24 protein-coding genes are annotated in these 26,674 nt (G+C 61.7%); 12 read left to right on the forward strand and 12 right to left on the reverse strand.

Annotated elements, in window-relative coordinates; all coding sequences use genetic code 11:
- Window positions 1-93: 93 nt before the first annotated feature.
- The 8 genes from LPB73_RS05235 to LPB73_RS05270 all read right to left on the reverse strand — a co-directional run bounded on the left by LPB73_RS05235 (window position 94) and on the right by LPB73_RS05270 (window position 9,846).
- Complete coding sequence (locus LPB73_RS05235) at window positions 94-519, reverse strand: helix-turn-helix domain-containing protein (RefSeq protein ID WP_231079846.1); 426 nt, start codon at window positions 517-519, stop codon at window positions 94-96.
- Entirely contained in the window at window positions 507-761 is a 255-nt protein-coding gene (locus tag LPB73_RS05240; RefSeq protein ID WP_231079847.1) for a type II toxin-antitoxin system HigB family toxin, read from the reverse strand. The genes LPB73_RS05235 and LPB73_RS05240 overlap by 13 nt, the downstream gene beginning before the upstream one ends.
- Window positions 762-843: 82 nt before the next feature.
- Window positions 844-1,629 (reverse strand): IclR family transcriptional regulator, encoded by a 786-nt coding sequence (locus LPB73_RS05245; RefSeq protein WP_231079848.1) that lies wholly within the window; start codon window positions 1,627-1,629, stop codon window positions 844-846.
- A gap of 27 nt (window positions 1,630-1,656) precedes the next feature.
- Window positions 1,657-2,424: an SDR family NAD(P)-dependent oxidoreductase gene (locus LPB73_RS05250; RefSeq protein WP_231079849.1), complete on the reverse strand. Its 768-nt coding sequence runs from the start codon at window positions 2,422-2,424 to the stop codon at window positions 1,657-1,659.
- Complete coding sequence (locus LPB73_RS05255; protein ID WP_231079850.1) at window positions 2,424-4,151, reverse strand: FAD-dependent oxidoreductase; 1,728 nt, start codon at window positions 4,149-4,151, stop codon at window positions 2,424-2,426. Before LPB73_RS05255 ends, LPB73_RS05250 begins: the two co-directional genes overlap by 1 nt.
- 6 nt (window positions 4,152-4,157) lie before the next feature.
- Window positions 4,158-5,363 (reverse strand): ABC transporter substrate-binding protein, encoded by a 1,206-nt coding sequence (locus tag LPB73_RS05260; protein ID WP_231079851.1) that lies wholly within the window; start codon window positions 5,361-5,363, stop codon window positions 4,158-4,160.
- A 195-nt stretch (window positions 5,364-5,558) separates the two neighbouring features.
- Window positions 5,559-6,482, reverse strand: coding sequence for a response regulator (locus tag LPB73_RS05265; protein WP_231079852.1), 924 nt, complete (start codon window positions 6,480-6,482; stop codon window positions 5,559-5,561).
- Window positions 6,472-9,846 (reverse strand): hybrid sensor histidine kinase/response regulator, encoded by a 3,375-nt coding sequence (locus LPB73_RS05270; RefSeq protein ID WP_231079853.1) that lies wholly within the window; start codon window positions 9,844-9,846, stop codon window positions 6,472-6,474. The genes LPB73_RS05265 and LPB73_RS05270 overlap by 11 nt, the downstream gene beginning before the upstream one ends.
- A 161-nt stretch (window positions 9,847-10,007) precedes the next feature.
- Here LPB73_RS05270 and urtA point away from each other — a divergent pair, with 161 nt between their 5' ends.
- From urtA to LPB73_RS05320, 10 genes are all read left to right on the forward strand, one after another.
- On the forward strand, window positions 10,008-11,267 hold the full coding sequence (gene urtA / locus LPB73_RS05275; RefSeq protein WP_231079854.1) for an urea ABC transporter substrate-binding protein: 1,260 nt from the start codon (window positions 10,008-10,010) through the stop codon (window positions 11,265-11,267).
- A 133-nt stretch (window positions 11,268-11,400) separates the two neighbouring features.
- Window positions 11,401-12,327 carry an urea ABC transporter permease subunit UrtB gene (urtB, locus tag LPB73_RS05280; RefSeq protein WP_231079855.1) on the forward strand — a complete coding sequence of 309 codons (927 nt, stop codon included), beginning with the start codon at window positions 11,401-11,403 and terminating at the stop codon, window positions 12,325-12,327.
- Between the two features lie 34 nt (window positions 12,328-12,361).
- Entirely contained in the window at window positions 12,362-13,507 is a 1,146-nt protein-coding gene (urtC, locus tag LPB73_RS05285) for an urea ABC transporter permease subunit UrtC (RefSeq protein ID WP_231079856.1), read from the forward strand.
- 10 nt (window positions 13,508-13,517) lie between these two features.
- A complete protein-coding gene (gene urtD, locus LPB73_RS05290; protein ID WP_231079857.1) occupies window positions 13,518-14,273 on the forward strand; it encodes an urea ABC transporter ATP-binding protein UrtD in 756 nt (251 codons plus the stop codon).
- Between the two features lie 10 nt (window positions 14,274-14,283).
- Complete coding sequence (gene urtE, locus LPB73_RS05295) at window positions 14,284-14,973, forward strand: urea ABC transporter ATP-binding subunit UrtE (RefSeq protein ID WP_068735526.1); 690 nt, start codon at window positions 14,284-14,286, stop codon at window positions 14,971-14,973.
- A 49-nt stretch (window positions 14,974-15,022) separates the two neighbouring features.
- Complete coding sequence (gene fmdA / locus LPB73_RS05300; RefSeq protein ID WP_093756657.1) at window positions 15,023-16,252, forward strand: formamidase; 1,230 nt, start codon at window positions 15,023-15,025, stop codon at window positions 16,250-16,252.
- Between the two features lie 189 nt (window positions 16,253-16,441).
- On the forward strand, window positions 16,442-16,783 hold the full coding sequence (locus LPB73_RS05305) for an FmdB family zinc ribbon protein (protein ID WP_184518863.1): 342 nt from the start codon (window positions 16,442-16,444) through the stop codon (window positions 16,781-16,783).
- A gap of 68 nt (window positions 16,784-16,851) precedes the next feature.
- A complete protein-coding gene (locus LPB73_RS05310; protein ID WP_231079858.1) occupies window positions 16,852-17,691 on the forward strand; it encodes an aldo/keto reductase in 840 nt (279 codons plus the stop codon).
- A 187-nt stretch (window positions 17,692-17,878) separates the two neighbouring features.
- Window positions 17,879-18,832, forward strand: a complete 954-nt coding sequence (locus tag LPB73_RS05315) for a DMT family transporter (RefSeq protein ID WP_414716861.1) — start codon at window positions 17,879-17,881, stop codon at window positions 18,830-18,832.
- A gap of 247 nt (window positions 18,833-19,079) precedes the next feature.
- Window positions 19,080-21,497, forward strand: coding sequence for a bifunctional diguanylate cyclase/phosphodiesterase (locus LPB73_RS05320; RefSeq protein ID WP_231079859.1), 2,418 nt, complete (start codon window positions 19,080-19,082; stop codon window positions 21,495-21,497).
- Between the two features lie 10 nt (window positions 21,498-21,507).
- Here LPB73_RS05320 and LPB73_RS05325 read toward each other — a convergent pair whose 3' ends face one another.
- Window positions 21,508-21,969, reverse strand: a complete 462-nt coding sequence (locus tag LPB73_RS05325; protein ID WP_175366591.1) for an Lrp/AsnC family transcriptional regulator — start codon at window positions 21,967-21,969, stop codon at window positions 21,508-21,510.
- Window positions 21,970-22,121: 152 nt separating this feature from the next.
- Here LPB73_RS05325 and LPB73_RS05330 point away from each other — a divergent pair, with 152 nt between their 5' ends.
- Window positions 22,122-24,506 carry a transketolase gene (locus tag LPB73_RS05330; RefSeq protein ID WP_231079860.1) on the forward strand — a complete coding sequence of 795 codons (2,385 nt, stop codon included), beginning with the start codon at window positions 22,122-22,124 and terminating at the stop codon, window positions 24,504-24,506.
- A 215-nt stretch (window positions 24,507-24,721) separates the two neighbouring features.
- On the opposite strand, the gene LPB73_RS05335 is transcribed toward LPB73_RS05330, so the two are convergent.
- Window positions 24,722-24,958 carry an Lrp/AsnC ligand binding domain-containing protein gene (locus LPB73_RS05335; protein WP_068735543.1) on the reverse strand — a complete coding sequence of 79 codons (237 nt, stop codon included), beginning with the start codon at window positions 24,956-24,958 and terminating at the stop codon, window positions 24,722-24,724.
- A 153-nt stretch (window positions 24,959-25,111) separates the two neighbouring features.
- Here LPB73_RS05335 and thiD point away from each other — a divergent pair, with 153 nt between their 5' ends.
- Window positions 25,112-25,912, forward strand: a complete 801-nt coding sequence (gene thiD, locus LPB73_RS05340; protein WP_231079861.1) for a bifunctional hydroxymethylpyrimidine kinase/phosphomethylpyrimidine kinase — start codon at window positions 25,112-25,114, stop codon at window positions 25,910-25,912.
- Window positions 25,913-26,021: 109 nt separating this feature from the next.
- Here thiD and LPB73_RS05345 read toward each other — a convergent pair whose 3' ends face one another.
- Entirely contained in the window at window positions 26,022-26,441 is a 420-nt protein-coding gene (locus LPB73_RS05345; protein ID WP_231079862.1) for a DUF6647 family protein, read from the reverse strand.
- A gap of 68 nt (window positions 26,442-26,509) precedes the next feature.
- Window positions 26,510-26,662 (reverse strand): hypothetical protein, encoded by a 153-nt coding sequence (locus LPB73_RS05350; RefSeq protein WP_158596836.1) that lies wholly within the window; start codon window positions 26,660-26,662, stop codon window positions 26,510-26,512.
- Window positions 26,663-26,674: the final 12 nt, after the last annotated feature.

Consider the following 26,674-nt stretch of genomic DNA (forward strand, 5'->3'; position numbering starts at 1 on the left):
TCCTCGCCGGCTTGATCTGCGTTCCCGGTCGGCACCGACGCGCTGGCTCAAGGCAGGGTGGTGACGGCGAGGCAGGACGTGATACCTCAGTCGTTAGACGAATGCCTGCGGTCCAACGCCAAAACGCTCGGATAGGAGCCTGATCTGACGCACATTCAGGTCACGTTTCCCACTGAGGATTTCTGACACAACGCCCTGGCTTCCAACTTCGGGCAAGTCGCCCTGGCTGAGGCCGTGCTGATCCATCAGAAAACGCAACATGTCGGCTGGCGATATTGTTTTGGGCGAAGAATGCGCGTCTTCATAATCGGCAATCAGTTCGCCGAGGAGGCTAACGAGTGCCGACAGCGGATTGCCCTCATCGGCGCCGCCTGCATCGAGGAGTGCATTCATCGCAGCCGTCGCTGTCTTGCAGGCACGCTTTGATCTGATCGTTTGAAGCGGAATGCGCGCTGAAATGGCGCTCAGATGCTCGGCGAGATCATCGACGTCCGCACGGGTCAGCGTCATGGTTTCCATGCGTCGTACTCCTTGTGTGTGAACACGTGCCTGACATACAGGCGTTGTTTATCGAAATGGATGGCGGCAACGATACGGAATTTATTGCCCCCGATATCGAAAACGTAATACGGGCCGACACGATCGATGGCGTTGAAAGTCGCCTTCATCTCAGCGAAATTCTTGAATAAGCGCGATTCCACGATCTTGCGCCACGCCTGCAGCGGTATCGATGCCGCGGAATGCGTGGCGGAGAAGCTCACCAATGCGCTGTTTGAGATAACCCGCATGCAGCTGCAAAATATCTCAATTTGAGATATTTTGCAAGGCCGTCCGCTGCGCTGCTCAGTCCTTGACGTCGCGGCCGAGCCGACGCGAGATCGCATTGGTGCAATCGAGCAGAGCCTTGGCGATTGGGCTGTTCCAGTTGACGTCGAAGGTGCCCACCGCGCCCATGGCGGTCACGGCGAGAACCACCGCGCCGCTATGATCGAACACCGGTGCGGAGAAGGCATTAACGCCGCGCAGGGGTTCGCCAACGGCGCGGGCCAGCCCGCGCGTGCGAATGTCGGCGAGGATCTTGTCGATGGCCGGGCCTTTTATCTTCCGGTTCGGGTCGTAGCCGATCGAGAGCCGATCGAGATTCTCGGTGAGCGCGGCATTGATGGTTGCAGGTGGCATGAATGCCGCGAATATCCGCCCTGTCGCAGTCTCGAGCAGCGACACCGTGGAGCCCACACGCATGGCGATATGCACAGGGTGGCTGGGCTCCTCCATGCGCACCACGGTCGGTCCATGGGTACCCCAGATCGCCAGCGAGACGGCGTGGTCGATGGTGCCGGCCAATGCCGTGATGGCCGGCGTTGCAACGCGGACGGCCGACAGGCGACGCAGCGTCACGATGCCGAGCTCAAGGGCAAGTGCGCCGAATTCATAACGGCCGGTGGACGGGTCCTGCTCGATCAGGCCGATGCGGGAGAAACTGGCAAGATAGGGATGGGCCTTGGCTGGCGACATGCCGGCCTCGCGGGCCAGATCCCGCAGCATCATCGGTTCCCCATTGCGCACCAGCGCTTGCAGCAATTCACCCCCGACCTCGATCGACTGAATACCGCGACTCTCTTTAGCCATGCTTGCCCCAAACCAGTGCCGCGGACACTACACGGCCAGGAAGCCTCCATCCACTGGCAAGGTCACGCCCGTGACATAGGACGCCATGGGGGAGGCAAGGAAGACCACGGGGCCGATCAGCTCATCAGGCTGGCCAACGCGCCCCATTGGCGTGCGGCCGAGGAAGCCGGCCAGCCGCGCCGGATCGTTGCGCGTCGCTTCGGTCATGGCCGTCTCGATCACGCCCGGCGCAATGGCGTTGACGCGCACGCCGTCCTCGGCGACTTCGCGCGCCAGCGCTTGCGTCAGAAGCTTCACGCCGCCCTTGGAGGGCGAATAGCCGAGCGTATCGGCGACCCCGACAAAAGAGGCGATGGAAGCAAGATTGATCACGCTGCCGCGTCGCGCGCGCAAGGCGGGCAGGAAGGCATGGGTGACGTTAAACACGCCGTTGAGGTTGACGTCGAGTACGCGCCGCCAGTTCTCTACCGCGCGCTCAGAATCGATGCCCTCGCGAATGATGATGCCGGCATTATTGATCAGGATCGAAATGTCGCCGGCGCTCGCCTTGACGGATTGTGCGAGCTGTCGGCAGGCATCGACGTCCGTGACGTCGAGATGGTGATGCCACGATCGCCGCCCTGTGGCCGCAATATCGTTCGCGGTGCGCGCAACACCGTCGCGGTCGATGTCGGTGACAACGACATCGGCGCCATGTGCAGCCAGACCCAGCGCAATCGCATGACCGTTGCCAGCGGCAGCGCCCGTTACAAGCGCCAATTGCCCCTTCAGCAGATCGGGTGCGAAGCTGGCCATCATGCCGCCTTTACCGGTGTGCCGGCGAGGTGGCGGCCGGCGATATAGCCGAAGGTGAGCGCGGGGCCGAGCGTGATACCCGCGCCGGGATAATTGCCGCCCATGATGCTCGCCATGTCGTTGCCGGCCGCATAGAGGCCGTTGATGACCTGACCGCCGGCATCGAGCGCGCGTGCCTGCGCATCGGTCCTGATGCCGGCATAAGTGCCGAGATCGCCGATCACCATTTTGATGGCATAGAACGGCCCCTGTTCGATCGGCGCGACGCAGGGGTTGGGCCCGTGGTTGGCGTCGCCCTGATAGCGGTTATAGGCGCGGGAGCCCTTGCCATAGGCGGGATCGCGGCCTTCGGCTGCGGTGTTGTTGAATTTGGCGACGGTGGTGACGAATCCAGCAGCGTCGATGCCCGCCTTGCCCGCGAGCTCTTCGAGCGTGTTGCCCTTGATGAGATAACCGGAATTCAGATACTGGCCGATCGGCATCGGGAAGGGCGGCACGGCGCCGAGCCCGTATTGGCGCAAGGCGCGGTGGTCGCAAACGAGCCAGGCCGCGATTTCCTCGCCGGGCTTCGCCGCCTTCATCATCTGCTGGACGAAGGCGTGATAGGAATTGCCTTCGTTGGCGAAGCGGGCGCCATCGCGCATCACGGCAATCACACCCGGTTTGGCGCGGTCAATGAAATGAGGCATCACACCCTTGCTGCCATCCTTGCGGTGGGTGACTGAGACAGGCACCCAGGCAGCGGCATTCGGCAATGAATCTTCGACACGGCCGCCGACGGACTCGGCCAGACGAAGACCGTCGCCGGTATTGCCGATCGGGCCGGGCGAATAGTGCTCTCGGCCAGTCGGCGCATGCGGGAACATCGCCTTGCGCCGTTCGGTGTCATGCGGGAAGCCGCCGCATGCGAGCACTACGCCGCGGCGTGCGAAGATGCGGATGCGCTTGCCGTTGCGCTCGATGATGGCGCCGCGGACCGCGCCGTTCTCGATGATCAGTTCACGCACCGGGGACGATAGCCAGAGCGGGATCTTGAGGTCGAAGGCGGATTTGGCGAGCCGGCCGGCGAGTGCGTTGCCGTTGGTCAGTGTCATGCCGCGGCCATAGCGCAGCACGTTCATGAAATGCTTCGACAGCCGCTTGGCTACATAGATCGCCGAGGTCAGTGACTTCGTCGCGCGCATGAAGTGGATGATGTCCTTGCCGGAGCCAAGCATGATTCCGAACACCGTCAGTTCGGGCAGGGGCGCGCCGATATCTTTGATATGTTCGCCGAGCTCACGCCCGTCGAACGGCCGGGCCACCATGGAACGGCCGCCCTGTTTGCCGCCGGGCGCTTCGGCGTCGTAGTCGGGAAAAGTCAGCGGCATGTCGAAGCGCACCGCCGTTTTGGAGGTGAAGAAGTCGATCGCCTCAGGGCCTGCGGCGAGAAACGCATCCACGCGTGCGGCATCGTAGCTGTTGCCGGCTTCATGGCGCAGATAGGTGCGTGCCTCGTCGGGGCCCTCATTGATGCCCCAGGCGCGCGCCAGCGACGTGCCGGGAATCCAGAGCCAGCCGCCGGAGCGCGCGGTCGTGCCACCGAACCGCGGCTCCTTTTCGACGATTAGGACATCGAGCCCGCTATGTTTAGCGGTGATCGCCGCCGACATGCCGGAGCAGCCGGAGCCGGCGACCAGTACGTCGCATTCATAGAGCTCGATATTCGCTTTGGGATCAGCAGCCATGAGACCTTACTTCTTCAGCAATGGGCATTTCGATTCAGTGACGGGCCGGAACGCGTCATCGCCCTTCACGGTCTTGACGATGTCGAGATAGTCCCACGGCTCTTTGGATTCCGACGGCTTCTTGACGCGGGCCAGATACATGTCGCGAATGACGCGGCCGTCCTCGCGCAGCTTGCCGCCATGCACGAAGGTGTCCTCGATGGGCAGTTCGCGCATCTTGGCCATCACCTTGGCCGGATCGTCGGTGCCGGCAGCCTTGATGGCCTGGAGATAGTGCAGCACCGAGCCATAAACGCCGGTCTGGATCATGGTCGGCATCACCTTGGTGCGGTCGAAGAACTTCTTCGACCAGGCGCGCGTCTTGTCGTCCATGTTCCAGTAGGACGCGGTTGTCAGGTATGTGCCCTGAGCCGCTTCCAGCCCGATGGCATGCACGTCCGTGTCGAACATCAACAGGCCGACCAGTTTCTGGCCGCCCTTGACGAGACCGAACTCGCCGGACTGCTTGATCGAATTGTCAGTGTCCTGGCCGGCATTGGCGAAGGCGACGACTTCGGCCTTCGAGTTCTGCGCCTGCAGCGCGAAGGACGAGAAATCGGCGGTATTGGTCGGATGGCGAACGCCGCCCAGCACCGTGCCGCCGCTCGCCTTGATGAAGCGCGTTGCGTCCTGTTCAAGCTGATTGCCGAAGGCGTAGTCGGCGGTGATGAAGAACCATGACTTTCCACCGCCGGCGACCACAGCAGAGGCAGTCACCTTCGCAAGCGCATAGGTGTCGTAGGTGAAGTGGACCGTGTTGGGGCTGCACAGCTCATCCGTGAGCGTGCTTGCGCCGGGGCCGGACAGCAGCGCGATCTTGTTGCGGTCCTTCGCCAGATTATGAACTGCGATGGCGATGGCGGAGTTCGGGATATCGACAACGGCATCGACCTTGCCGGCGTCGAACCAGTTGCGCGCGATCTGGATGCCGACGTCAGACTTCATCTGATGATCGGCGCTGATGATCTCGATCGGTTTCCCGAGAACGGTTGGGCCGAATTCCTCGAGCGCCATCTTCGCGGCTTCAACCGATCCAGGGCCGCTGTTGTCGCGCCCCCAGCTTGAGAGATCGGTAAGGACACCGATGCGAACGACGTCGTCGGAGACCTGAGCGGAGGCAGTGGATGTCCAAAGCGTGAGCGCGGCTGCGCACACCAGGAACTGGCGTGTCATCTGTTTCTCTCCCCAATGCGGCCTCGTGTCGGGCCATTCATTCTATGTTTTCGACAAATTAGATATTGGCGAAAAGGTTTGTCAATGGCGAATGTGTGAATGCGCACGTATCGGCATGCGCGGCGATGCCGCTCGTGCGGCGCAGCATCAAATCAATTGAAGAGGGAACCGAACTATCCGAATGACGGGTTGAAGCTATTGCCGCCTGTGGCTCGCATTCACCGCAATTGCCGCAGCCGCGGTACGGTTCTCGACGCCAAGTTTGGCGTAGATCTGCTCAAGATGCTTGTCGACGGTGCGCGGTGAGAGGCCGAGTATCTGCGCGATATCGCGGTTGCTCTTGCCCTTGCTGAGCCAGGATAGCACTTCGCCCTCGCGGCCCGTGAGGCCAAGCTCCTTGCTGAATTCGGCGGGAGCGGTTGGTGCGTTCTCCTTGGCGAGACGCAGCAAGAATTCGTCGGAGCCGACTTTCCCCATATATTGCAGACGCAGCAGCTCGTTGCTCGGAAAGCCCGATGACGGTGCCGGCTTGGCGCCCGACCGCTGCATCTGTTCGAGCCACTGCATCATGACTGGTGGCAGCAGCAATTCATCATTGGGGGCGGCGATCAGGTGATCGCTGAGCAATTTCTGCGCCTGCGGCGTCGCCCACAGGATATTGCCCTTGCCGCTCACCGCGAGAAGGAAACGCCCGGAGACATCCAGCGCCGTGCGTGCACTTTGCGTGAGCCGTGCATTGGCGAGATGCACGCGGATACGCGCCAGCATTTCCTCGATGATGATCGGTTTGGTGACGTAGTCGACGCCGCCGGCCTCGAGCCCGCGCACGATGTGTTCGGTCTCGGACAGACCGGTCATGAAAATCACGGGCACGTCGCCGAGGCCCGCGTCGCGCTTCAGCCGGCGACAGGTTTCGAAGCCGTCGATCCCGGGCATGACGGCATCCAGCAGGATGATGTCCGGCGTGATCTGCTCGACAATGCGCATGGCGGCGGCGCCGTCCATGGCGACCATCACGGTCATGCCGGCGCCATCGAGCGCGTCGGTCAGTAGCCGCAATGTTTCCGGCGAGTCATCGACCACCAGCGCGACGTCGCGTTTTTTCGATTCAGTGGTCATAGGTGTACAGCGTCTTCAAGGTGGCCATGTATTGATCGAGGTCGAAGCGGTCGATCAGCGAACGCATCTGGGCGACGAAGTCGGCATGTTCGGGGTGCTCATTGCCGATCTCGTCGAGCTTCAACTGGATGGCGCGAATGTGCCCCATCTGCCCGAGGCTAATGAGTTCCTCTACATGATGCACGGGCGGCCGTGTGCCGCTGGTGGGTGTCCATTGCGGTAGCGGTGCCACTTCGTCGCGTTCGTATTGCCATTCGATCTTCAGGAGTTGTCCGATCTGTTCGAGCAGGCGCGGCAGTTCGATGGGCTTCATCAGATAGCCGTCATGGAATGGCTGGGCGAGCGGCGTGCCATGGGCTTCCAGCGCACTGGCCGAGACCATCAGGATACGCGCTTGATGGTGGCCCGACGACCGTAGCTTCTCCGCGACGGTCCAGCCGTCCATACCGGCCATGGAAATATCCAGCAGGAACAGGTCCGGGCGGCAATGCTGGGCGAGGCTGAGGCAGGCCTGGCCATCCGGCGCGCTGAGCAGGATGAAGCCCAGCGGCGTCAGCACCTGACGCAAGAGGTCGCGCTGGGTGGGATCGTCGTCGGTCACGAGAATGGTCTTTCTGATACCGTGATAGCCATAGATCGGCGCATCCACCGGCGCGATGCGGGTGGGATTGGTCACCTCGGAGAGCAGCATCTTGACGCGGAAGGTGCTGCCGGTGCCGACCTCGCTGCTAACACGGATATCGCCGCCCATGACGCCGGCGAGCAGTTTGGAAATCGTGAGGCCGAGGCCGGTGCCCGTGTGCGGCTGCGCAGCGCCAAGCGCGCCGCGTTCGAAGGGTGCGAAGATGCGTTCGAGATCGTCGGGACGAATGCCAGGTCCGGTATCGATGATCTCGAATTCGGCGACCGGGCTGCGATAGTGGATCACGAACTGCACGCTGCCGGCCTGTGTGAACTTGATCGCGTTGGAAAGCAGATTGATCAGGATCTGGCGCAGCCGCTTCTCGTCGGCATAGACGACGGTCGGCAGGATGTTCGGCCGTCGGAATACGAAGTCGATGCCCTTGGCTGCGGCCTGCAGGCGGAACATGCCGACCAGCTGATCGAGGAAATCGGTGAGACGAACTTCGTCGCGCGAGAGATAAAGGCGCCCCGCCTCGATCTTGGAAATATCCAGAATGCCGTCGATCAGCCCCGAGAGATGATCGGCGCTGCGCTTAACGACACGCACCTGATCGCGCGGGCGGGTCTGTAGGCTCTCGTCCTGTTCCAATAGCTGCGCATAGCCGCTGATCGCATTGAGCGGCGATCGGAGCTCGTGGCTGAGGCCGACCACATAGCGGCTCTTGGCGAGATTGGCGGATTCGGCGACTTCCTTGGCGCGCTGCAATTCGGCGTCGGTGCGCTTGTGCGCGTCGATTTCCTGCATCAGCAGGGTGGTCTGCCGCTTGGTTTCGGCCTCCGCCGCGCGACGGCTTTGCTTGGCCAGCACGAATAGCCATGCCACCACGCCGATGATGATCGCCAGCGCGAAGAACACTTTCCACAGCACTTCCGAGACCTGCGCACTGTCTCCCGGCGATGCGGCGGAGGTCTGCAGATAGATCAGTCCGAGCGTCAGGCCGACGAGACCGGCAGCGATCATGAACACGCCAAGATAATGGCCGAGCTGCGAATTGAGCCGGGCCAGGATCGGCTCCGGCAGCAATTTGCCGAACGTCGCCGACATCTGTGCGTCGATCCGCGCATGCGGCTTGCAGAGATCGTGGCAACGCGCGTCGAGCGAGCAGCACAGTGAGCAGATCGGGCCGGCATAGGCCGGGCAGTGGGCCATGTCCTCGGGCTCGAACGAATGTTCGCAGATACAGCATTGGATCGCTGCCATGTTCTGCCAGGCGCGCTTCGGCTTGCGGGCAATGTAGTATTTCCCGCCAGTCGCGAAGGCGATGATGGGGGCGGTCACAAGCGCGGTAAGCAAGGCTACGAACGGCGACAGCGCCTTGGCCGTGGGCCCGAACAATCCATAGAAGGCGCTGACCGACATCACGGTTGCTGCCAGCATCGCGCCGACGCCGACCGGGTTGATGTCGTAGAGATGCGCGCGCTTGAACTCCATCTGCCGCGGGCGCAGCCCGAGCGGCTTGTTGATGACCAAGTCAGCAACGAGTGCGCCGACCCAGGCAATCGCAACGTTGGAATACAGCGCCAGCGTCTGCTCCAGCGCCTTGTAGACGCCGATTTCCATCAGTAGCAGCGCAACCAGTACGTTGAACACCAGCCAGACCACGCGGCCGGGATGACTGTGGGTGAGGCGCGAGAAGAAGTTCGACCAGGCGATGGAGCCCGCATAGGCGTTGGTGACGTTGATCTTGAGCTGCGACAGGATCACGAAGGTTCCTGTCAAAGCCAGCGCCAGATCAGGCTGCGACAGCACATAGCGAAACGCTTCGAGATACATATGCGCGGGCTCGGCGGCGTGCTCGGTCGAAACGCCGTGGGTCAGTGCGAAATAGGCGAGGAACGAGCCGGCCAGCAGCTTGATCGCGCCGACAATGATCCAGCCCGGGCCCGCGCACAGCAGCGCCACCCACCAGCTCGCACGCGAGCTGCGGCGGTCGCGCGGCAGGAAGCGCAGGAAGTCAACCTGTTCGCCGATCTGCGCGACCAGCGAGAATACGACCGAAGCGGCCGTGCCAAACAGCAGGAGATCGAGATGACCGGCGGCGCTGCCGTGGTCGCCCGGAAATTTGGTCCAGGCCACGAAGGAGTCGCGGCTGGCATAGGCGATGGCCGCGAAAGGCAGCAGGTTGAGCACCAGCCAGATCGGCTGGGTCCAGAGCTGAAAACGGCTGATTAGCGTGATGCCATGGGTCACGAGCGGGATGATGACCACGGCCGATATCAGGTAGCCGATGGGGCGTGGAATATCGAAACACATCTCCAGCGCCGAGGCGAGAATGACCGCCTCGATGGCGAAGAAGATGAAGGTGAAAGACGCATAAATCAGCGAGGTAACAGTCGAGCCGATATAGCCGAAACCGGCACCGCGGGTGAGGAGATCGATATCAATGCCGCATTTTGCGGCATAATACGCGATCGGCAATCCGCAGCAGAAGATGATGACGCTGACCACCAGGATCGCTGCCGTGGCGTTGGTCATGCCGTAATTGATGGTGATGGTGCCGCCGATGGCCTCAAGGGCGAGAAACGAAATGGCGCCCAATGCCGTGTTGGCGACCCGCGCGGCGGACCAGCGCCTGGCGCTCTTCGCCGTAAAGCGGAGTGCGTAATCCTCCAGGGTCTGGTTGGCGACCCATTGATTGTACTGGCGTCTCACGCGGTCGATACGCTGCCGCCCTGCCACTACTCCGCTCCTGACCCTGTCAAACTACGCATGTTTGCGTGATGCAAAAACCTACGTCGGCATTTTGCGGTGCAGTATACGCGATCTCGCGTATCCGTGCACCGCACAAGTTCAGCAATGCTTGCCTCACCAATAGGCGTACTCGAACCAGTGGGGTTGAAATGTCAGACGAGAAGAAACCGGGCTTGCACTCGCCATTGCGGCGTAAACTGCTGATGGGCATGGCGGCTTTGCCGGCAATGTCGCTGCTTCCGCGCACATCTTTTGCGCAGGCGCCGGCCACCTCAGCCATCAATACCACCGGCCTTGCGGTTACCGATACGGAAGTTACCGTCGGCATTCTGCATTCCGTCACCGGTACGATGGCGATCTCGGAAACCGGCTCGGTTCAGGCTGAAAAGCTCGCCATCGAGCAGATCAACGCCATGGGCGGCGTGCTCGGCCGCAAGATCAAGTTCATCCAGGAAGACGGTGCCTCGGACTGGCCGACCTTCGCTGAAAAGGCCAAGAAGCTGCTGGTCAACGACAAGGTCGCCGCCATCATGGGCTGCTGGACTTCGGCCTCCCGCAAGGCGGTGCTGCCGGTCATGGAGCAGTACAACGGCATGCTTTACTACCCGACCTTCTATGAAGGCCTCGAGCAGTCCAAGAATGTCATCTACACCGGTCAGGAAGCCACCCAGCAGATCCTCGCCGGCCTCGATTGGGTCTCCAAGACCAAGAACGGCAAGAGCTTCTATCTGATCGGCTCGGACTATATCTGGCCGCGCACGTCGATGAAGATCGCCCGCAAGCACATCGAGGGCAAGCTCGGCGGCAAGGTGTCGGGCGAAGAATACTTCCCGCTCGGCCACACCCAGTTCAACTCGGTGATCAACAAGATCAAGCTGACCAAGCCCGACGTGATCTATGCGGCCGTGGTCGGCGGCTCCAACGTCGCCTTCTACAAGCAGCTCAAGGCGGCCGGTATCGACCTGTCGAAGCAGACCATGCTGACCATCTCGGTCACCGAGGACGAGATCGACGGTATCGGCGGCGAGAACATCGCGGGCGCCTATGCCTGTATGAAGTACTTCCAGTCGCTGGATAATCCGAACAACAAGGAATTCGTCGCCGCCTTCAAGAAGATGTGGGGCGAGAAGACCGTGATCGGCGACGTGACGCAGGCCGCCTATCTCGGCCCGTGGCTCTGGAAAATGACGGTCGAAAAGGCCGGCTCCTTCGATATCGACAAGATCGCACCTGCGTCTGCCGGTATCGAATTCACCAAGGCGCCGGAAGGCTACGTCAAGATCCATACGAACCACCATCTGTGGTCCAAGGCCCGCGTCGGCCAGGCCCAGCTCGATGGCCAGTTCAAGGTCGTCTACGAGACGCCCGAACTGATCGAGCCGGATCCGTTCCCGAAGGGCTACCAGTAAGCCTTGCTCGTCAAGTGCGGAGCGTAGCTCCGCGCAGCTTCTCCCTGGCGCGGACGACCTATCCGCGCACGACAACCCCGCGTCGCGTCTCATCGCGCGGCGCGGGACCCTTTCCCTGACGGAGGACGGATCGATGTTCGGCGACTATTCGATTGGCGATCTTGGCGCCATCTTTGCAATGCAGGGCTTTGCCGGCCTGATCCTGTTCTCGGTCTATGTGCTGATGGCACTCGGCCTCGCAATCATCTTCGGCCAGATGGGCGTCATCAACATGGCGCATGGCGAATTCATGATCCTCGGCGCCTACGTTACCTGGCTGACCTCGAGCTTCTTCCAGTCGCATCTGCCGTCGCTGTTCTCCGGCTACTTCTTCGTCGCCATGATCCTCGCCTTCATCGCCTCCGGTGCGCTGGGGATGTTGGTCGAATGGGGGCTGATACGGCATCTCTACAAGCGCCCGCTCGATACGCTGCTGGCGACCTGGGGTCTCAGCCTGATCCTGCAGCAGGCCTATCGTTCGGTGTTCGGTGCGCGCGAAGTCGGTGTCGAACTGCCGCAATGGATGATGGGCTCCAAGCAGGTCACCGACACGATCGAAGTGCCGATCAACGGCATCTTCGTGATGGTGCTGACGCTGGGGATCACCATGGTGGTCGCCTACATCATGTACAAGTCGCGCTGGGGTCGTCAGGTCCGTGCCGTGGTGCAGAACCGCGTGATGGCGGGCGCCGTCGGCATCAATACCGAGAAGGTCGACCGCTACACCTTCGGCCTCGGCTGCGGGATTGCGGGGATCGCGGGCTCCGCCTTCACCATGATTGGTTCGACCGGCCCGACCTCCGGCCAGCTCTACATCGTCGACACGTTCCTCGTCGTGGTGTTCGGCGGCGCGGCCAGTCTCTTTGGCACCATCGCTTCGGCCTTCACCATCTCCCAGGCGCAGTCGACCATGGAGTTCTTCATGTCCGGCTCGATGGCCAAGGTGCTGACGCTGCTCACCATCGTGGGAATCCTGATGATCCGGCCGCAGGGCCTGTTCGCCCTCAAGGTCCGCAAGTAAGCGCGCAGTACAGACAGAGCAGGGCATCATCACCATGATCAATACACGCTTCTTCAACCGCTCGGAGCTTCTCGGTTTCCTGTCGCTGCTGCTGCTGCTCGCAGTCATTCTGCCGCTGTTTCTGGATGTGTTTCGTCTCAACCTTGTCGCCAAATATCTGACCTACGCCTTCGTCGCGATCGGTCTGGTGATGTGCTGGGGCTATGGCGGTATCCTCAGCCTCGGGCAGGGTGTGTTCTTCGGCCTCGGCGGCTATTGCATGGCGATGTTCCTGAAGCTGGAAGCCTCCAGCGTCGCCAACACCAAGATCCAGTCGACGCCCGGCATTCCGGATTTCATGGACTGGAATCAGATCACGGCGCTGCCGATGTTCTGGAAGCCGTTTCACTCGCTGACGCTGACCATCATCGCCATTCTCGTGGTGCCCACGCTGCTGGCCTTCATCATTGGCGCGGCGATGTTCAAGCGGCGTGTCGGCGGCGTCTATTTCGCCATTATCACCCAGGCCATCGCGGCGATTGCGACGATCCTGATCATCGGCCAGCAGGGTTATACCGGCGGCATCAACGGCATGACTGATCTGCGCACGCTGAACGGCTGGGACATCCGCACCGATCACGCCAAGGTCATCCTCTACTTCTTCGAAGTCTTCGTGCTGTTCGCCTGCATCATCACCGCTCAGTTCATCCGGCTGACCAAGCTCGGTCGCATCCTGGTGGCGATGCGCGAACAGGAGGACCGCGTCCGTTTCTCCGGTTACAGCGTCGCCAACTTCAAGATATTCGCCTTCTGCGCCGCGGCAATGTTCGCCGCGATCGGTGGCGCCATGTTCACGCTGCAGATCGGTTTCATGTCGCCCTCCTTCGTCGGCATCGTGCCGTCGATCGAGATGGTGATCTACACGGCCGTGGGCGGCCGCATGTCCATCTTCGGCGCGGTCTACGGCACGCTGCTGGTGAACTACGCCAAGACGATGCTGTCGGAATCCTTCCCCGAGCTCTGGCTGTTCGGCCTCGGCGGTCTGTTCATTGCCGTGGTGCTGTTCTTCCCGAACGGCCTGTCCGGCATCTGGCGCGATCACGTGGCGCGCCACATCGACCGCCTGATCGCCATGCGCTCGTCGAAATCCAAGAAGGCCTGGGCCATCAAATCCGCCGCCGATGGCGCACCGGCAGAATAGGGGACACGTCATGCTCGTCGGACATCAGCCCAAAGAATTCCTGCTGGCGGTGGAAGGGCTCACCGTCTCCTTCGATGGCTTCAAGGCGGTCAACGATCTCTCCTTCTACGTCGAGGAGAACGAGATCCGCGTCATTATCGGCCCCAACGGCGCCGGCAAGACGACCGTCCTCGATCTGATCTGCGGCAAGACCAAAGCCACCTCGGGCTCGGTACAGTTTCGTGGCACGGAGCTGACCAAGCTGAAGGAAAACCAGATCGTGCAGGCCGGCGTCGGCCGCAAATTCCAGACGCCGTCGGTTTATGACGATCTGACAGTGTTCGAGAATCTGGAGATCTCCTATCCACGCGGGCGCTCGGTGTTCGGCTCGCTGATGTTCAAGCGCGATGCCGCGGTGCGCGAGCGCGTCGAGGAGGTCGCCGAGATGATCTTCCTGAAGGATCGTCTCAACATGTATGCCGATGTGCTCTCGCACGGCCAGAAGCAGTGGCTCGAGATCGGCATGCTGCTGATCCAGGATCCGGATCTCTTGATGCTCGACGAGCCCGTCGCCGGCATGAGCGTCAGCGAGCGCGTCAAGACGGCGGAGCTGCTGAACACGATCATCAAGAACCGTTCGGTACTGGTGATCGAGCACGACATGAAATTCGTCGAGGACATCGCCCACAAGGTGACCGTGCTGCATCAGGGACAGATCCTGTCCGAAGGCACCATGGAGAAGGTTCAGAACGATCCCAAGGTCATCGAAGTCTATCTGGGTCATTGAGGAGATCATCATGCTCGCGATCAACGATCTCCACGTCGCTTACGGCCAGAGCGAAGTCCTGCATGGCCTGAATGTCTCGGTGCAGCCCAACGAAATCGTGGCCATCATGGGCCGCAACGGCATGGGCAAGACCACGCTGATGAAGTCGCTGATGGGCATCGTGCCGACCAAGTCGGGCTCGGTGACCATGGAAGGCAAGGAGCTCGGTGCGCTGAAGAGCTATGAGCGCGTGGCGCGCGGCCTCGCCTATGTCCCGCAGGGCCGGATGATCTTCTCCCACATGACAGTGAAGGAGAATATCGAGACCGGCCTTGTCGCCTCCGGCGAGAAGGAAGTGCCCGGCGATCTCTATGAGCTGTTCCCGGTGCTGCTCGAAATGAAAGGCCGCCGCGGCGGCAATCTGTCCGGCGGCCAGCAGCAGCAGCTTGCCATAGCCCGCGCGCTCGCCACCAAGCCGAAGGTGCTGCTGCTCGATGAGCCCACCGAAGGCATCCAGCCGTCGATCATCAAGGATATGGCCCGCACGCTGAAGCACATCCGCGACACCAAGGGCCTGTCGATCATCGTCTCCGAACAGGTGTTGAGCTTCGCGCTCGACGTCGCCGACCGCGTGCTGGTGATCGAGAATGGTGAGATCGTTCGCGACGAAGCCCGCGAGGGCATCGATGCCGCGCAGATCGCCAAATACCTGTCCGTCTGACCAGTCTTACGTCCAACCACCAAGACCAGTAACCGAAGGGGAGCATTGAATGCCAGATACACTGATCAAGGTCGACCTTACGCAGTCGGCCTACGACAACGACATGATTCATAACCGCTGGCATTCGGACATTCCCATGGTCGCATGGGTCAATCCCGGCGATGACTTTATCGTCGAGACCTATGACTGGACCGGCGGCTTCATCAAGAACAACGACAGTGCCGATGACGTGCGCGATATCGATCTGTCGATTGTGCACTTCCTGTCCGGCCCGATCGGCGTCAAGGGCGCGGAGCCCGGCGATCTGCTCGTGGTCGATCTCCTCGATGTCGGCCCGATGAAAGATTCGCTGTGGGGCTTCAACGGCTTCTTCTCCAAGCAGAATGGCGGCGGCTTCCTGACCGATCACTTCCCGGAAGCGCAGAAGTCGATCTGGGACTTCAAGGGCATGTACACCTCGTCGCGTCACATCCCGGGCGTGAACTTCGCCGGCCTGATCCATCCCGGCCTGATCGGCTGTCTGCCAGATCCGAAACTGCTCGCCACCTGGAACGAGCGCGAGACTGCACTGATCGCGACGAACCCGACCCGCGTGCCCGGCCTTGCCAACCCGCCGTTCGGCCCGACTGCCCATATGGGTCGGCTGAAGGGTGAGGCGAAGGAGAAGGCTGCGGCCGAAGGCGCGCGCACCGTTCCGCCGCGCGAGCATGGCGGCAATTGCGACATCAAGGACCTGTCGCGCGGCTCCAAGGTCTATTTCCCGGTCTATGTCCCTGGCGGCGGTCTCTCCATGGGCGACCTGCACTTCTCGCAGGGCGACGGCGAAATCACCTTCTGCGGCGCCATCGAGATGGCCGGCTGGCTGCACATCAAGGTCGATGTCATCAAGGACGGCGTGTCGAAATACGGTATCAAGAACCCCGTGTTCAAGCCGTCACCGATGACGCCGAACTATAATGACTTCCTGATCTTCGAAGGCATCTCTGTCGACGAGCAGGGCAAGCAGCATTATCTCGACGTGCATATCGCTTATCGTCAGGCCTGTCTGAACGCCATCGAATATCTGAAGAAGTTCGGCTATTCCGGCGCCCAGGCCTATTCGATCCTCGGCACCGCGCCGGTGCAGGGCCACATCTCCGGCGTCGTCGACGTGCCCAATGCCTGCGCCACGCTGTGGCTGCCGACGCAGATCTTCGACTTCGACATCAACCCGTCGTCGGCGGGCCCGATCAAGCACATCAAGGGCGACATCCAGATGCCGCTCTCGCCGGACAAGTAACGCGGTCAACTCGGCTGCGGGGTTGGCGTCACGACCCCGCAGCCCCTTTTTCTTTCGCTCACTCTCCGCCGTCATTGCGAGGAGCGAAGCGACGAAGCAATCCAGTCTTCCCTCGCTTGCGGCTTTCTGGATTGCTTCGCTTCGCTCGCAATGACGGGGAGAGGGCATTGTCTCACAATGGATCATCCCATGCCGGTCTATGAATATCTCTGCGACGATTGCGGTCCGTTCACCGACATGCGGCCGATGGCCGAATGCGATGACCCGCAGAACTGTCCGCATTGCGCGACGCAGGCGCCGCGCGTGATCCTGACTGCGCCTGCCTTCTTCTGCATGCCCTCCGACAAGCGCAAGGCCCACGCCACCAACGAGCGCAGCCGCAATGCGCCGAAAACATCGGCGGAGTACAAGGCCGCGCACGGGGCCGGTTGCGGCTGCTGCTCCGGCAAGAAGCCGTCGCGGCTGGTGAAGCAGACCCGCTCGGGCGCCAAGAGCTTCCCGACAGCGCGGCCGTGGATGATCAGCCACTGACTCCTCTGAATTGATGCGCTAAAGTCCACTCCCGTGTGCCTCATTGCCGCGGGAGGCGGAGGCGCAGCATGCGACACAATCCATTCGGCCAAACCAAGCGCGACGTCTCAGTCATCGGGCAGGGCACCTGGTATATCGACCACAGTGACCGCGCTGCGGCGGTCAGGGCGCTGCAGGCCGGCCTCGATGCCGGCATGACCCATATCGACACGGCCGAAATGTATGGTGACGCGGAACTCGTGATTGCAGAGGCCATGGCTCGCCGTCGCGACGAGGTGTTCCTGGTCTCCAAGGTGCTGCCGAGCAACGCGTCGCGGAAGGGCACCATTGCCGCCTGCGAGCGCTCGCTGAAGCGGCTGGGGACTGATCGGCTCGATTGCTACCTGCTGCACTGGCGCGGTCAGGTTCCGCTTGCCGAGACTGTCGCCGCCTTCGGAGAGTTGAAGGCGGCCGGCAAGATTGCCTCCTGGGGTGTCAGCAATTTCGATGTCGACGATCTCAACGAGCTGTCGAAACTTGCAGGTAAGGGCGCTATCGCCTGCAATCAGGTGCTCTATCATTTGCAGGAGCGCGCCATCGAACATCGCGTGATCCCGTGGTGCGAGAGCCATGGCGTCGCCGTCGTGGCCTATTCGCCGTTCGGTCATAATGATTTCCCGTCGACGCGCTCGCCGGGCGGCAAAATCCTGCAGCAGATCGCCGATGCCCATCTGGCCACGCCGCGGCAGGTGGCGCTGGCTTTCCTGATCCGTCAGCCAACGGTCTTCGCAATTCCGAAGGCGTCTTCGGCCGCCCATGCGGTGGACAACGCGGCGGCGAGTGCATTGACGCTCAGCGCGGCCGAACTGGCTGATATTGGAAAGGTATTCCCGCTCGGCCGGGAGCCTTCCAGTCTACCGATGCTGTAGGGATGCGGTAAAATCGATGCTGCGCTGCACGCTGGCCGCTGATGCATCGGCCGGCATAGGCTTTTTTGCCTGCCTGCATATCCGTGTCCTGATATCGGCAGTTGTCCCGGCTTCGTGATCGTCGTTTTGTGAGCCGTATTCGATTCGGCTCGCATGCACCGACGAGCCTGCATATTGGTCCCCGCTCGTGACAAGCCATGTTCCGCCGCCGAAGACTGCTGCCCGTGTATCGGCTCATCGCCATACCGACCGGCCGCTGCGCGGCATTCTGATGATCATTTGCTCGACGGCGTTTCTAGCGTCATCGGACGCGATGGCGAAGTATCTGTCGCGCACGGGCATGCCATCGGTGGAGATCGCCTGGATCCGCTTTCTGGTGTTCGTCGTGATCCTGCTGCCGATCGTGTTGGCGCCGGCCTCGGGCAATCCGATGCGCTCGACGCGGCCGCTGCTGCAGGTATTTCGCGGGCTGGGCCTGTTGTGTTCGTCGATCTTCTTCATCATGGCGCTCGGTTATCTGCCGATCGCGGAAGCGACTGCGACTGGCTTCATCTCGCCGCTATTCGTCACCGGGCTATCGGTTCTCTTCCTCGGCGAAAAGGTCGGTCTGCGCCGCTGGACCGCCACCATCGCAGGGCTTCTGGGCGTATTGATCATCGTGCGGCCGGGCACCGCGGCGTTTCAGCCCGGTACGATCTTTCCGATTATTTCGGCGCTGGGCTGGGCGACTGCGCTGGTGCTGACACGCAAAATCAGCGGGGCCGACCGCGCCATCACCACGATGGCGTTTTCGGCGATCACCGGCTTTCTCGTGCTCAGTGTCATCGTGCCGTTCTACTGGATCGTGCCGAGCTGGACGCAGATCGCGCTCGGCGTTGGTATTGGCGTCGCCGCTACTGTCGGCCACTGGATTGTCGTATTGGCCTTCCGCTATGCGGATGCATCGGTACTGGCACCGTTCTCCTATGTGCAGCTGGTGTGGGTGACGCTGATCGGCTTCTTCCTGTTTGGCGAAGTGCCCGATGCTGTCACTTTCGCCGGTGCTGCAATCATCATCGCCAGCGGTGTCTACACCGCACATCGCGAACGCGTGCGCCGCGCGCAGGTCACCGCGCCGGCGGAACCTTATCCGAGCGCCTAACGATGAGCTGTTGATCGAGACAGGTCGTCCCCATAGCTCGATTTCCCCTGAGCCATGGCGCTTGCGGTGGGTACATCCGAATGTGTTGCATATTTTTCCGCAAACATGGACGATGATACCCGGCATATTTCGGGCTTTATCGCGGCTTAAGAATAACAGCTCTTCTGTGCAATTTTTCCGTGAGTTTTAAACATTCCGAACATTGCACGCGCTATGCTTCGATATCTCGTCATATGTTGGTATCTTTATGCTACGAGTCTGGAATTGCATCGAGTTGCAGCATGACTGGCGGCAGATCCTGCTGGCGGCGGCGGTGTGTTTTCTCTCCAGCCTTGCCGCCGTCAACCTGTTCACGCGTGCTCGCACCGCATTGCCCGACACGCGCCTTGCGTGGTTGATTACCGCAGGCGCGGTCACCGGATTCGGCACATGGGCGACGCATTTCATCGCGATGCTCGCATACACGCCTGGTTTCGAACTCCACTACGACCTCATCATCACCGCCTGTTCGCTCGTCGCCTCTGCAGTGATGACCACGGCCGGATTCGCCATCGCGCTGTTCAATCGAACCAAACGGAACGCGCTGGCCGGCGGCGCGGTGATCGGCCTCGGCATCGCCTGCATGCACTATATGGGCATGGCGTCGCTGCGCATCCCCGCCATCATCCAGTGGATGCCGGACCTCGTGACGGCGTCGGTCGTTGGCGGCATGGTGATTGCCGCGTTGGCGATCCTCGTCGCCCAGACCGCCGACCGGCCCGGCAAGCTGCTCGTTGCCGCATTGCTTCTGACGCTCGCGATCTGCGTACATCACTTCGTCGCCATGGGCGCGATCGATCTGACCTACAATGCCGCAGCCGCTGAGAACCAAAGTCTGCTGTCCCCGATCGAACTGTCGCTGGCCATTGCGGCCTTTACCGCCGCCGTGGTGATCGCGGGCCTCGTCGTTGCCGTAACAGATCAGCGCACCCGCCGCAGCATGAGCAAGCGCAATCTCCAGCTCGATGCGGCGCTCAACAATATGGAGCAGGGCCTGTGCATGTATAGCGCCGATGGCCTGCTCGAATTGTGGAACGAAAGCTACATGCGCATGTACAACATCCCGCCGGCGAAAATGTTCGCCGGCACGACTGAGGATCAGGTGCTGGCAATTCGTGCGGCGGCTGGCACGCTGTTCGTCGATATGGATAGTTATGAGATGAAGATGCGGACGGCGCTCGCGGATCGCGTGCCGAGCAGCCAGACCGCCGAGCTGCCGGATGGACGCGCCATCAATGTGCGCTACCGGCCGATGAAGAATGGCGGCTGGGTCGCGACCCACGCCGACATCACCGACCGCAAACTCAGCGAAGCGCGGATCGTGCATCTCGCGCGGCACGATCCGATCACCGATCTGCCCAATCGTGTTGCCTTCAACGAACATCTGGCCCGCGTCTTCAAAGAGGCCTCGGCGGGACACGGCTCGTTTGCGATCGCGCGGATCGATATCGACCGCTTCAGAGAGACAAATGATGTATACGGCCAGGCCACCGGAGACGCCGTACTGGCCGAACTGGCGAAGCGGCTGGCGCAAGCCTGCAACGGCGCATTTCTGGCACGGCCGAGTGGCGATATCTTCTCGATCGTGTCTCATCTCGGCGCGGAGCCGCAAACAGCGGAAGATCTCTGTGCGCGGTTGTCGAGCATTCTCGATAATACGTTTCAGATCGACGGCCAGCACGTCAATGTTCGCTGTAGCATCGGCATCTCCGTCTATCCGCAGGACGGCCAGGATATCGAAGCTCTCATTGCGCATGCGGATCTGGCGCTCGACCGCGCCAAGGCCGAGGAACGCGGCACCATCCGCTTCTTCGAGGCTGCGATGGATCAGCACATCCGCGAGAAGCGACTGCTGCAGCGTGATCTCGTGGTGGCGGTCGAGAACAAGCAATTCCAACTCTATTTTCAGCCGCAGGCGACCACCGAGGGCGCTGTCGTCGCCTTCGAGGTTCTGCTGCGCTGGCGGCATCCCGAGCGCGGCATCATCTCGCCGACGGTGTTCATTCCGCTGGCGGAGGAGAGCGGTCTGATAGGCGCCATCGACGAGTGGGTGGCGCGCGAGGCCTGTCGCGAGGCGGCAACCTGGGTCAATCCGCTGTCGATCGCCATTAACCTGTCGCCGGTCAATTTTCAGCGCGGCGATGTGCCCGGGATGCTCGCCGCCGTTCTGGCGGAAACCGGTCTCTGCCCGAAGCGTGTCGAGATCGAGATCACCGAAGGCGTGCTGATTGACGATTTTGCTGGTGCCATCGCAATCCTGCACGCCGTCAAGGAACTGGGCGTTCGCGTCGCCATGGACGATTTCGGCACGGGTTATTCGAGCCTGAGCTATCTGCAGGCTTTCCCCTTCGACAAGATCAAGATCGACCAGACCTTCGTGGCCAATCTCGAGGACAATCCGCAGTCCGCGGCTATTGTCCATGCCATCATCGGGCTCGGCCGCTCGTTGAAGCTGCCGGTGATCGCCGAGGGCGTCGAGACCGTCGCCCAAATGTCGTTTCTTGCGAGCGAAGGCTGTGCGGAGATCCAGGGTTTCCTGATCGGCCGCCCGCAGCCGATTGCGCACTACCAGAGCGTCGTCAGCGCCCCGGGTGGTACCGTCGCCGCGGTGAAGCGAGCCAGCTAGCTCTGGGCCCTCACACCGGCAGTGCGATCGAATACTTCACCTGGCTGAGGGCGAAGCTGGATTCGATCGAGGCGATGCCGTCGAGCCGCGTCAGCTTGTTCTTCAGGAATGCCTCATAGGACGACAGATCCGCCGCGACGACGCGTAAGAGATAGTCGCGGTTGCCAGTCATCAGATAGCATTCCAGTACTTCCTCCCATTTCGAGATCGCTTTCGCGAAACGGTTGAGGTCTTCCTCCTTCTGCCTGACAAGCTTGATGGAGATGAAGACGCTGACTGGCAGCCCGATCGATTTCTGATCGACCAGCGCCATGTAGCGGGTGATGACGCCGCGCTCTTCCAGCAATTTCACCCTGCGATGGCACGGCGAGATCGAGAGCCCGACCTTCTCGGCGAGCTCCTGCATGGTGATGCGGCTGTCGATCTGCAGCGCGGCGAGAATCTTGCGGTCGATTGCATCGAGGGCTGACATTGGGAAAATTCCATGATATTGGAGCCAGAACAATTCGTTTATCCCAATATGACCGTGGTTGTCGCGATGAATTGAGAAAATCCCTTTGGGGCGCCTGCTAGAATGGCGACCTCATCACGAACCAGCGCAGCTGGCCGACGCGGGAGCCCACCATGCCGATCGATCATAATCGCCTGCAGACCCTGACCGCATTGGCGCGCAAGGTGCTCTGGCTCTCGTCATGGACCATCCATAACGCCAATCACATCCGCCCCAATACCGACGGCCTCAAGGTCGGCGGCCATCAAGCCTCGTCGGCGTCGCTGGCGACGATCATGTCGGCGTTGTATTTCGCCGTGCTGAAGCCGGAAGACCGCGTTGCTGTGAAGCCGCATGCGAGTCCGGTGTTCCACGCCATTCAGTATCTGTTCGGCAACCAGACGCGCGAGAAGCTCGAGAACTTTCGCGGCTTCAAGGGCGCGCAGAGTTATCCGTCGCGCACCAAGGACATCGACGATGTCGATTTCTCCACCGGCTCGGTCGGCCTCGGCGTCGCGCAGACGCTGTTCTCGTCGCTGGTGCAGGACTACGTCTCGGCTCACGGCTGGATGAAGGACCGCCGCGAAGGCCGCATGATCGCGCTGGTCGGCGATGCCGAGATGGACGAGGGCAATATCTTCGAAGCCTTGCTTGAAGGCTGGAAGCACGGGCTGCGCAACACCTGGTGGATCGTCGACTACAACCGCCAGAGCCTCGATGCCGTGGTGCGCGAGGGTCTGTGGGAGAAGTTCGAATCCATGTTCCGCAACTTTGGCTGGGACGTGGTGATCGTGAAGTACGGCCGGCTGATGCAGACGGCTTTTGCCGAGCCCGGCGGAGCTGCATTGAAGACCTGGATCGACAATTGTCCGAACCAGATCTATTCGGCGCTGTGCTTCCAGGGCGGTGCTGCGTTCCGCAAGCGGCTCAACGACGAGATCGGCGATCAGGGTCCGGTGTCGCGCTTGATCGAAGCGCGCAGCGACGAGGAGCTGCTCGCACTGATGTCCAATTTGGGCGGCCACGATATGGCCAGCATGGTCGAGGCTTTCGAGGCGATCGATCACGATCGTCCGGTCTGCTTCATCGCCTACACCATCAAGGGCGTCGGCCTCCCGTTCCAGGGTCACAAGGACAACCACGCCGGCCTGATGACGCCGACGCAGATGGAGACCTGGCGCGCGGCGCAGAACATCCGGCCCGGCCATGAATGGGACAGATATGAGGGCCTGACGCAGGACGCTTTGATGCTCGATGCGTTCCTCAAGGACGTGCCCTTCGTGCAGCAGGGCACGCGGCGCCTCAGCGCCGACGTGATCGATGTTCCCGCGCATCTGTCGTTCAAGCCGTCGCCGGAAATGTCGACGCAGCAGGGTTTCGGCCTGGTGCTCCACGAGTTAGCGCGGGGCGATACCGAACTGGCGTCGCGCATCGTGACCGCGTCTCCCGATGTCACCGTGTCCACTAATCTCGGCGCCTGGGTCAATCGCCGCGGGCTGTTCGCGCGCGCCGAGAAGGCCGATCACTTCCGCAGCGAGAAGATTCCGTCCACCTTCAACTGGGACTTTTCGCCGAAGGGCCAGCATCTCGAACTCGGCATCGCCGAGGCGAACCTGTTCATCCTGATGTCGGCCTTGGGCCTGTCGAGCAGCATCAACGGCGTCCGCCTGCTGCCGGTCGCGACGCTGTACGATCCCTTCATCGAGCGTGGTCTCGATCAGCTCAACTATGCCTGCTATCAGGATGCCCGTTTCATGGTGGCGGCGACGCCGTCGGGCATCACGCTTGCGCCGGAAGGCGGTGCTCATCAGTCGATCGCGACGCCGCTAATCGGCATGGCGCAAGACGGGCTCGCATCATTCGAGCCGGCTTTCGTCGATGAGCTCGCAGTGATCATGGGCTGGGGCTTCCAGCACATGCAGCGCGACGCGGGCACTGATGACAGCGGCCAGCGTGCCGGCGGCTCGGTCTATCTGCGGCTCTCCACGCGCACCATCGAGCAGCCGCAGCGCATGATGACGCCGGAGCTGCAGCAGGGCATCACCGATGGCGCCTATTGGCTGCGCAAGCCCGGCGCCAATTGCGATCTGGTAATCGCCTATACCGGCACGCTGGCGCCGGAAGCGATCGAGGCAACGGGATTGCTCGGCGACAGTCATCGCGACATCGGCCTGCTGGCGATCACGTCAGCCGACCGTCTCCATGCCGGCTGGACGTCAGCGCGGAAAATCCGCCGCGACAGGCGTAATCCGCAGCATCTGAGCCATATCGAGAAGCTGCTGCAGCCGCTGCCGCGCGACTGCGGCATCGTCACCGTGCTCGATGGCCATCCGGCGACACTCGGATGGATCGGTAGCGTGTGCGGTCATCGCATGGAAGCGCTGGGTGTCGAGCAATTCGGCCAGACCGGCACCATCGACGACCTCTATCGCCACCACGGCATCGACGCGAATGCTATCGTCGATGCGGCGGAGGAGCTGAGCGGCGTGCCCGTGCTGCATCGGAAGATGGCGGTGTAGGTCTCTTAACCTCTCCCCGCTTGCGGGGAGAGGTCGCCGCGTCTTCGCGGCGGGTGAGGGGCATGGCACGACGTCGCCATATACTCGCAATTCGCGGATCGGAATCTGTGCGACATGCCCAGGGTGAATTGGAACGGCTATTGTGCCTCGCCCCTCTCATCCCACCCTTCTCCCCGCGCAGAGCGGGGAGAAGGAGCGCACGGCCGGTGCGTTTCTCAAAACGCCTTGAACGTGATGATCGTATGCGTGTCCTGGATGCCCGGGATGGTCTGCACCTTCTCGTTCACGAAATGGCCGATGTCGGTGGCGTTATCGACGTAGAACTTCACCAGCAGGTCGTAATGCCCGGCGGTGGAATAGATCTCCGAGGCGATTTCGGCTTCGGCCAGCGCGTTGGCGACGGCGTAGGACTGGCCAAGCTTGCACTTGAACTGGACAAAGAAGGGGACCATCGGGATTCTCCGGAAACGGGCGATTTTAGAGATCATCAAGCCCAAAACAGGGGGCGGCGCAAGCCGCCAGCATGTCGCCACCTTGTCGGTCCGGCAATAGAGGGCTAGGACTGAGGTGCCCGCTTATCCCTTGATCTCGCGCGAGTTTTTCCGATGCCCACACCCATTGCCCTGACCATTGCCGGGTCGGATTCCTCAGGCGGCGCCGGCATCCAGGCCGACCTCAAGACCTTCGCGGCGCTGGGCGTCTACGGCGCCTCGGTGATCGCCGCGCTGACCGCGCAGAACACCAAGGGCGTCACCGGCATCCATCAGGTGCCTGCAGAGTTCGTGAGCGAGCAGATCAATGCCGTGTTCGTCGATCTCGCGGTCGGCGCGGTGAAGGTCGGCATGGTCGCGCAGCGTGATGTGATCGAGGCCATCGCTGCGGGCCTCGCGACATGGCAGCCGAAACATGTGGTGCTCGATCCCGTGATGGTGGCCACGTCAGGCGATCGCCTGCTGGCGCCGGAGGCCATCGAAGCGCTACGCAGCACGTTGATCCCATTGGCCCAGATCATCACGCCAAACCTGCCAGAGGCAGCCGCGCTGCTGGATGAGCCGATGGCAGAGGGCGATGCGGCCATCGAGGCGCAGGGCAAGCGGCTGCTTGCGCTTGGCTGCAAGGCTGTGCTGATCAAGGGCGGCCACGGGACCGGCCCGGAGAGCACCGACTATTTTATCACCGCCGATCGCGCCATCGCATTGCCTGCGCCGCGCGTGGCGACGAAGAACACGCACGGTACAGGCTGCACGCTATCGTCAGCGATCGCCGCAGGGCTTGCCAAAGGCGAGACGCTTGAAGCCGCGGTGCGTTCAGCGAAAGCGTATGTCACAGCGGCGATCGGCGCCGCTGATCGGTTTACGGTCGGGCACGGCCACGGCCCGGTGCACCACTTCCACGCATTCTATTAGGCGTATCAAGATCGGCTCAAACCAACCTCGGCGCGCTCCAATCGCCTGAGCATCGGTCCGCGCACGAGCCCGTTGCATCTTATGGCATATGACGAACGTCGCGTGCCGATTACGAACCGTCGCGACAGACGCTTACCATGTAGATTGTGAGCTCATTCGTGCCGACGAGGCCGTAGGGATCCTCGACTCCCTGTTCGCGGAGCCATGTCATCTGAAGGTCATAGGCCTGGCGTTCGTGGGCTGCCACACACGGAGCTTCGACGTTGTTGGCTCGTTGCACGTGATGCACGAGCTCATGCAGCAGCGCGCTCTTCTGCCGCAAATTGACCGGTTGCCATTCGTGGGGAAGGTAGATCGTGCCTTGTTCGCGGCTGTAGAGGGCTTGAAATTCGAGCCCGCTATTTTCCGGCGCACCACTTAGCGCAGCCATTTCTGCTGACGTCGCGAAATGGATTGGCGGGTGAGCCGGAGGGGCGAAGCCGGTTTGGGCGACGATCCATGCGATATAGGTGGCGATCAGAGCGTTCACGTAGTGACCTCATGCGGATATGGCCTGCGGGGAATTGGACGCTTCAGTTTGCGCAACCGAGGCGCGGATCAGAAAAGTCCCGGACTCAGATCCAGGCCGTAAGTGAGCGAGAGCACGAACACCAGAATTCCGGCTCCGCAGAAAAACAGAAAATGCTTGAGCACATCGGCACCGGTGATCGAACGAATCGCGCGGGACATCGCGCTCGCGATTGCAGTCATGTCAGCCTCACG

The sequence above is a fragment of the Tardiphaga sp. 37S4 genome, assembly GCF_021044645.1.
Classification (GTDB): domain Bacteria; phylum Pseudomonadota; class Alphaproteobacteria; order Rhizobiales; family Xanthobacteraceae; genus Tardiphaga; species Tardiphaga robiniae.

Coding starts and splice junctions, on each gene's coding strand:
- LPB73_RS05235 (WP_231079846.1), bottom strand. CDS start 519: ATGGAAACCATGACGCTGACCCGTGCGGACGTCGATGATCTCGCCGAG.
- LPB73_RS05245 (WP_231079848.1), bottom strand. CDS start 1,629: ATGGCTAAAGAGAGTCGCGGTATTCAGTCGATCGAGGTCGGGGGTGAA.
- LPB73_RS05250 (WP_231079849.1), bottom strand. CDS start 2,424: ATGGCCAGCTTCGCACCCGATCTGCTGAAGGGGCAATTGGCGCTTGTA.
- LPB73_RS05255 (WP_231079850.1), bottom strand. CDS start 4,151: ATGGCTGCTGATCCCAAAGCGAATATCGAGCTCTATGAATGCGACGTA.
- LPB73_RS05260 (WP_231079851.1), bottom strand. CDS start 5,363: ATGACACGCCAGTTCCTGGTGTGCGCAGCCGCGCTCACGCTTTGGACA.
- LPB73_RS05265 (WP_231079852.1), bottom strand. CDS start 6,482: ATGACCACTGAATCGAAAAAACGCGACGTCGCGCTGGTGGTCGATGAC.
- urtA (WP_231079854.1), top strand. CDS start 10,008: ATGTCAGACGAGAAGAAACCGGGCTTGCACTCGCCATTGCGGCGTAAA.
- urtB (WP_231079855.1), top strand. CDS start 11,401: ATGTTCGGCGACTATTCGATTGGCGATCTTGGCGCCATCTTTGCAATG.
- urtC (WP_231079856.1), top strand. CDS start 12,362: ATGATCAATACACGCTTCTTCAACCGCTCGGAGCTTCTCGGTTTCCTG.
- urtD (WP_231079857.1), top strand. CDS start 13,518: ATGCTCGTCGGACATCAGCCCAAAGAATTCCTGCTGGCGGTGGAAGGG.
- urtE (WP_068735526.1), top strand. CDS start 14,284: ATGCTCGCGATCAACGATCTCCACGTCGCTTACGGCCAGAGCGAAGTC.
- fmdA (WP_093756657.1), top strand. CDS start 15,023: ATGCCAGATACACTGATCAAGGTCGACCTTACGCAGTCGGCCTACGAC.
- LPB73_RS05305 (WP_184518863.1), top strand. CDS start 16,442: ATGCCGGTCTATGAATATCTCTGCGACGATTGCGGTCCGTTCACCGAC.
- LPB73_RS05310 (WP_231079858.1), top strand. CDS start 16,852: ATGCGACACAATCCATTCGGCCAAACCAAGCGCGACGTCTCAGTCATC.
- LPB73_RS05320 (WP_231079859.1), top strand. CDS start 19,080: ATGCTACGAGTCTGGAATTGCATCGAGTTGCAGCATGACTGGCGGCAG.
- LPB73_RS05325 (WP_175366591.1), bottom strand. CDS start 21,969: ATGTCAGCCCTCGATGCAATCGACCGCAAGATTCTCGCCGCGCTGCAG.
- LPB73_RS05330 (WP_231079860.1), top strand. CDS start 22,122: ATGCCGATCGATCATAATCGCCTGCAGACCCTGACCGCATTGGCGCGC.
- LPB73_RS05335 (WP_068735543.1), bottom strand. CDS start 24,958: ATGGTCCCCTTCTTTGTCCAGTTCAAGTGCAAGCTTGGCCAGTCCTAC.
- thiD (WP_231079861.1), top strand. CDS start 25,112: ATGCCCACACCCATTGCCCTGACCATTGCCGGGTCGGATTCCTCAGGC.
- LPB73_RS05350 (WP_158596836.1), bottom strand. CDS start 26,662: ATGACTGCAATCGCGAGCGCGATGTCCCGCGCGATTCGTTCGATCACC.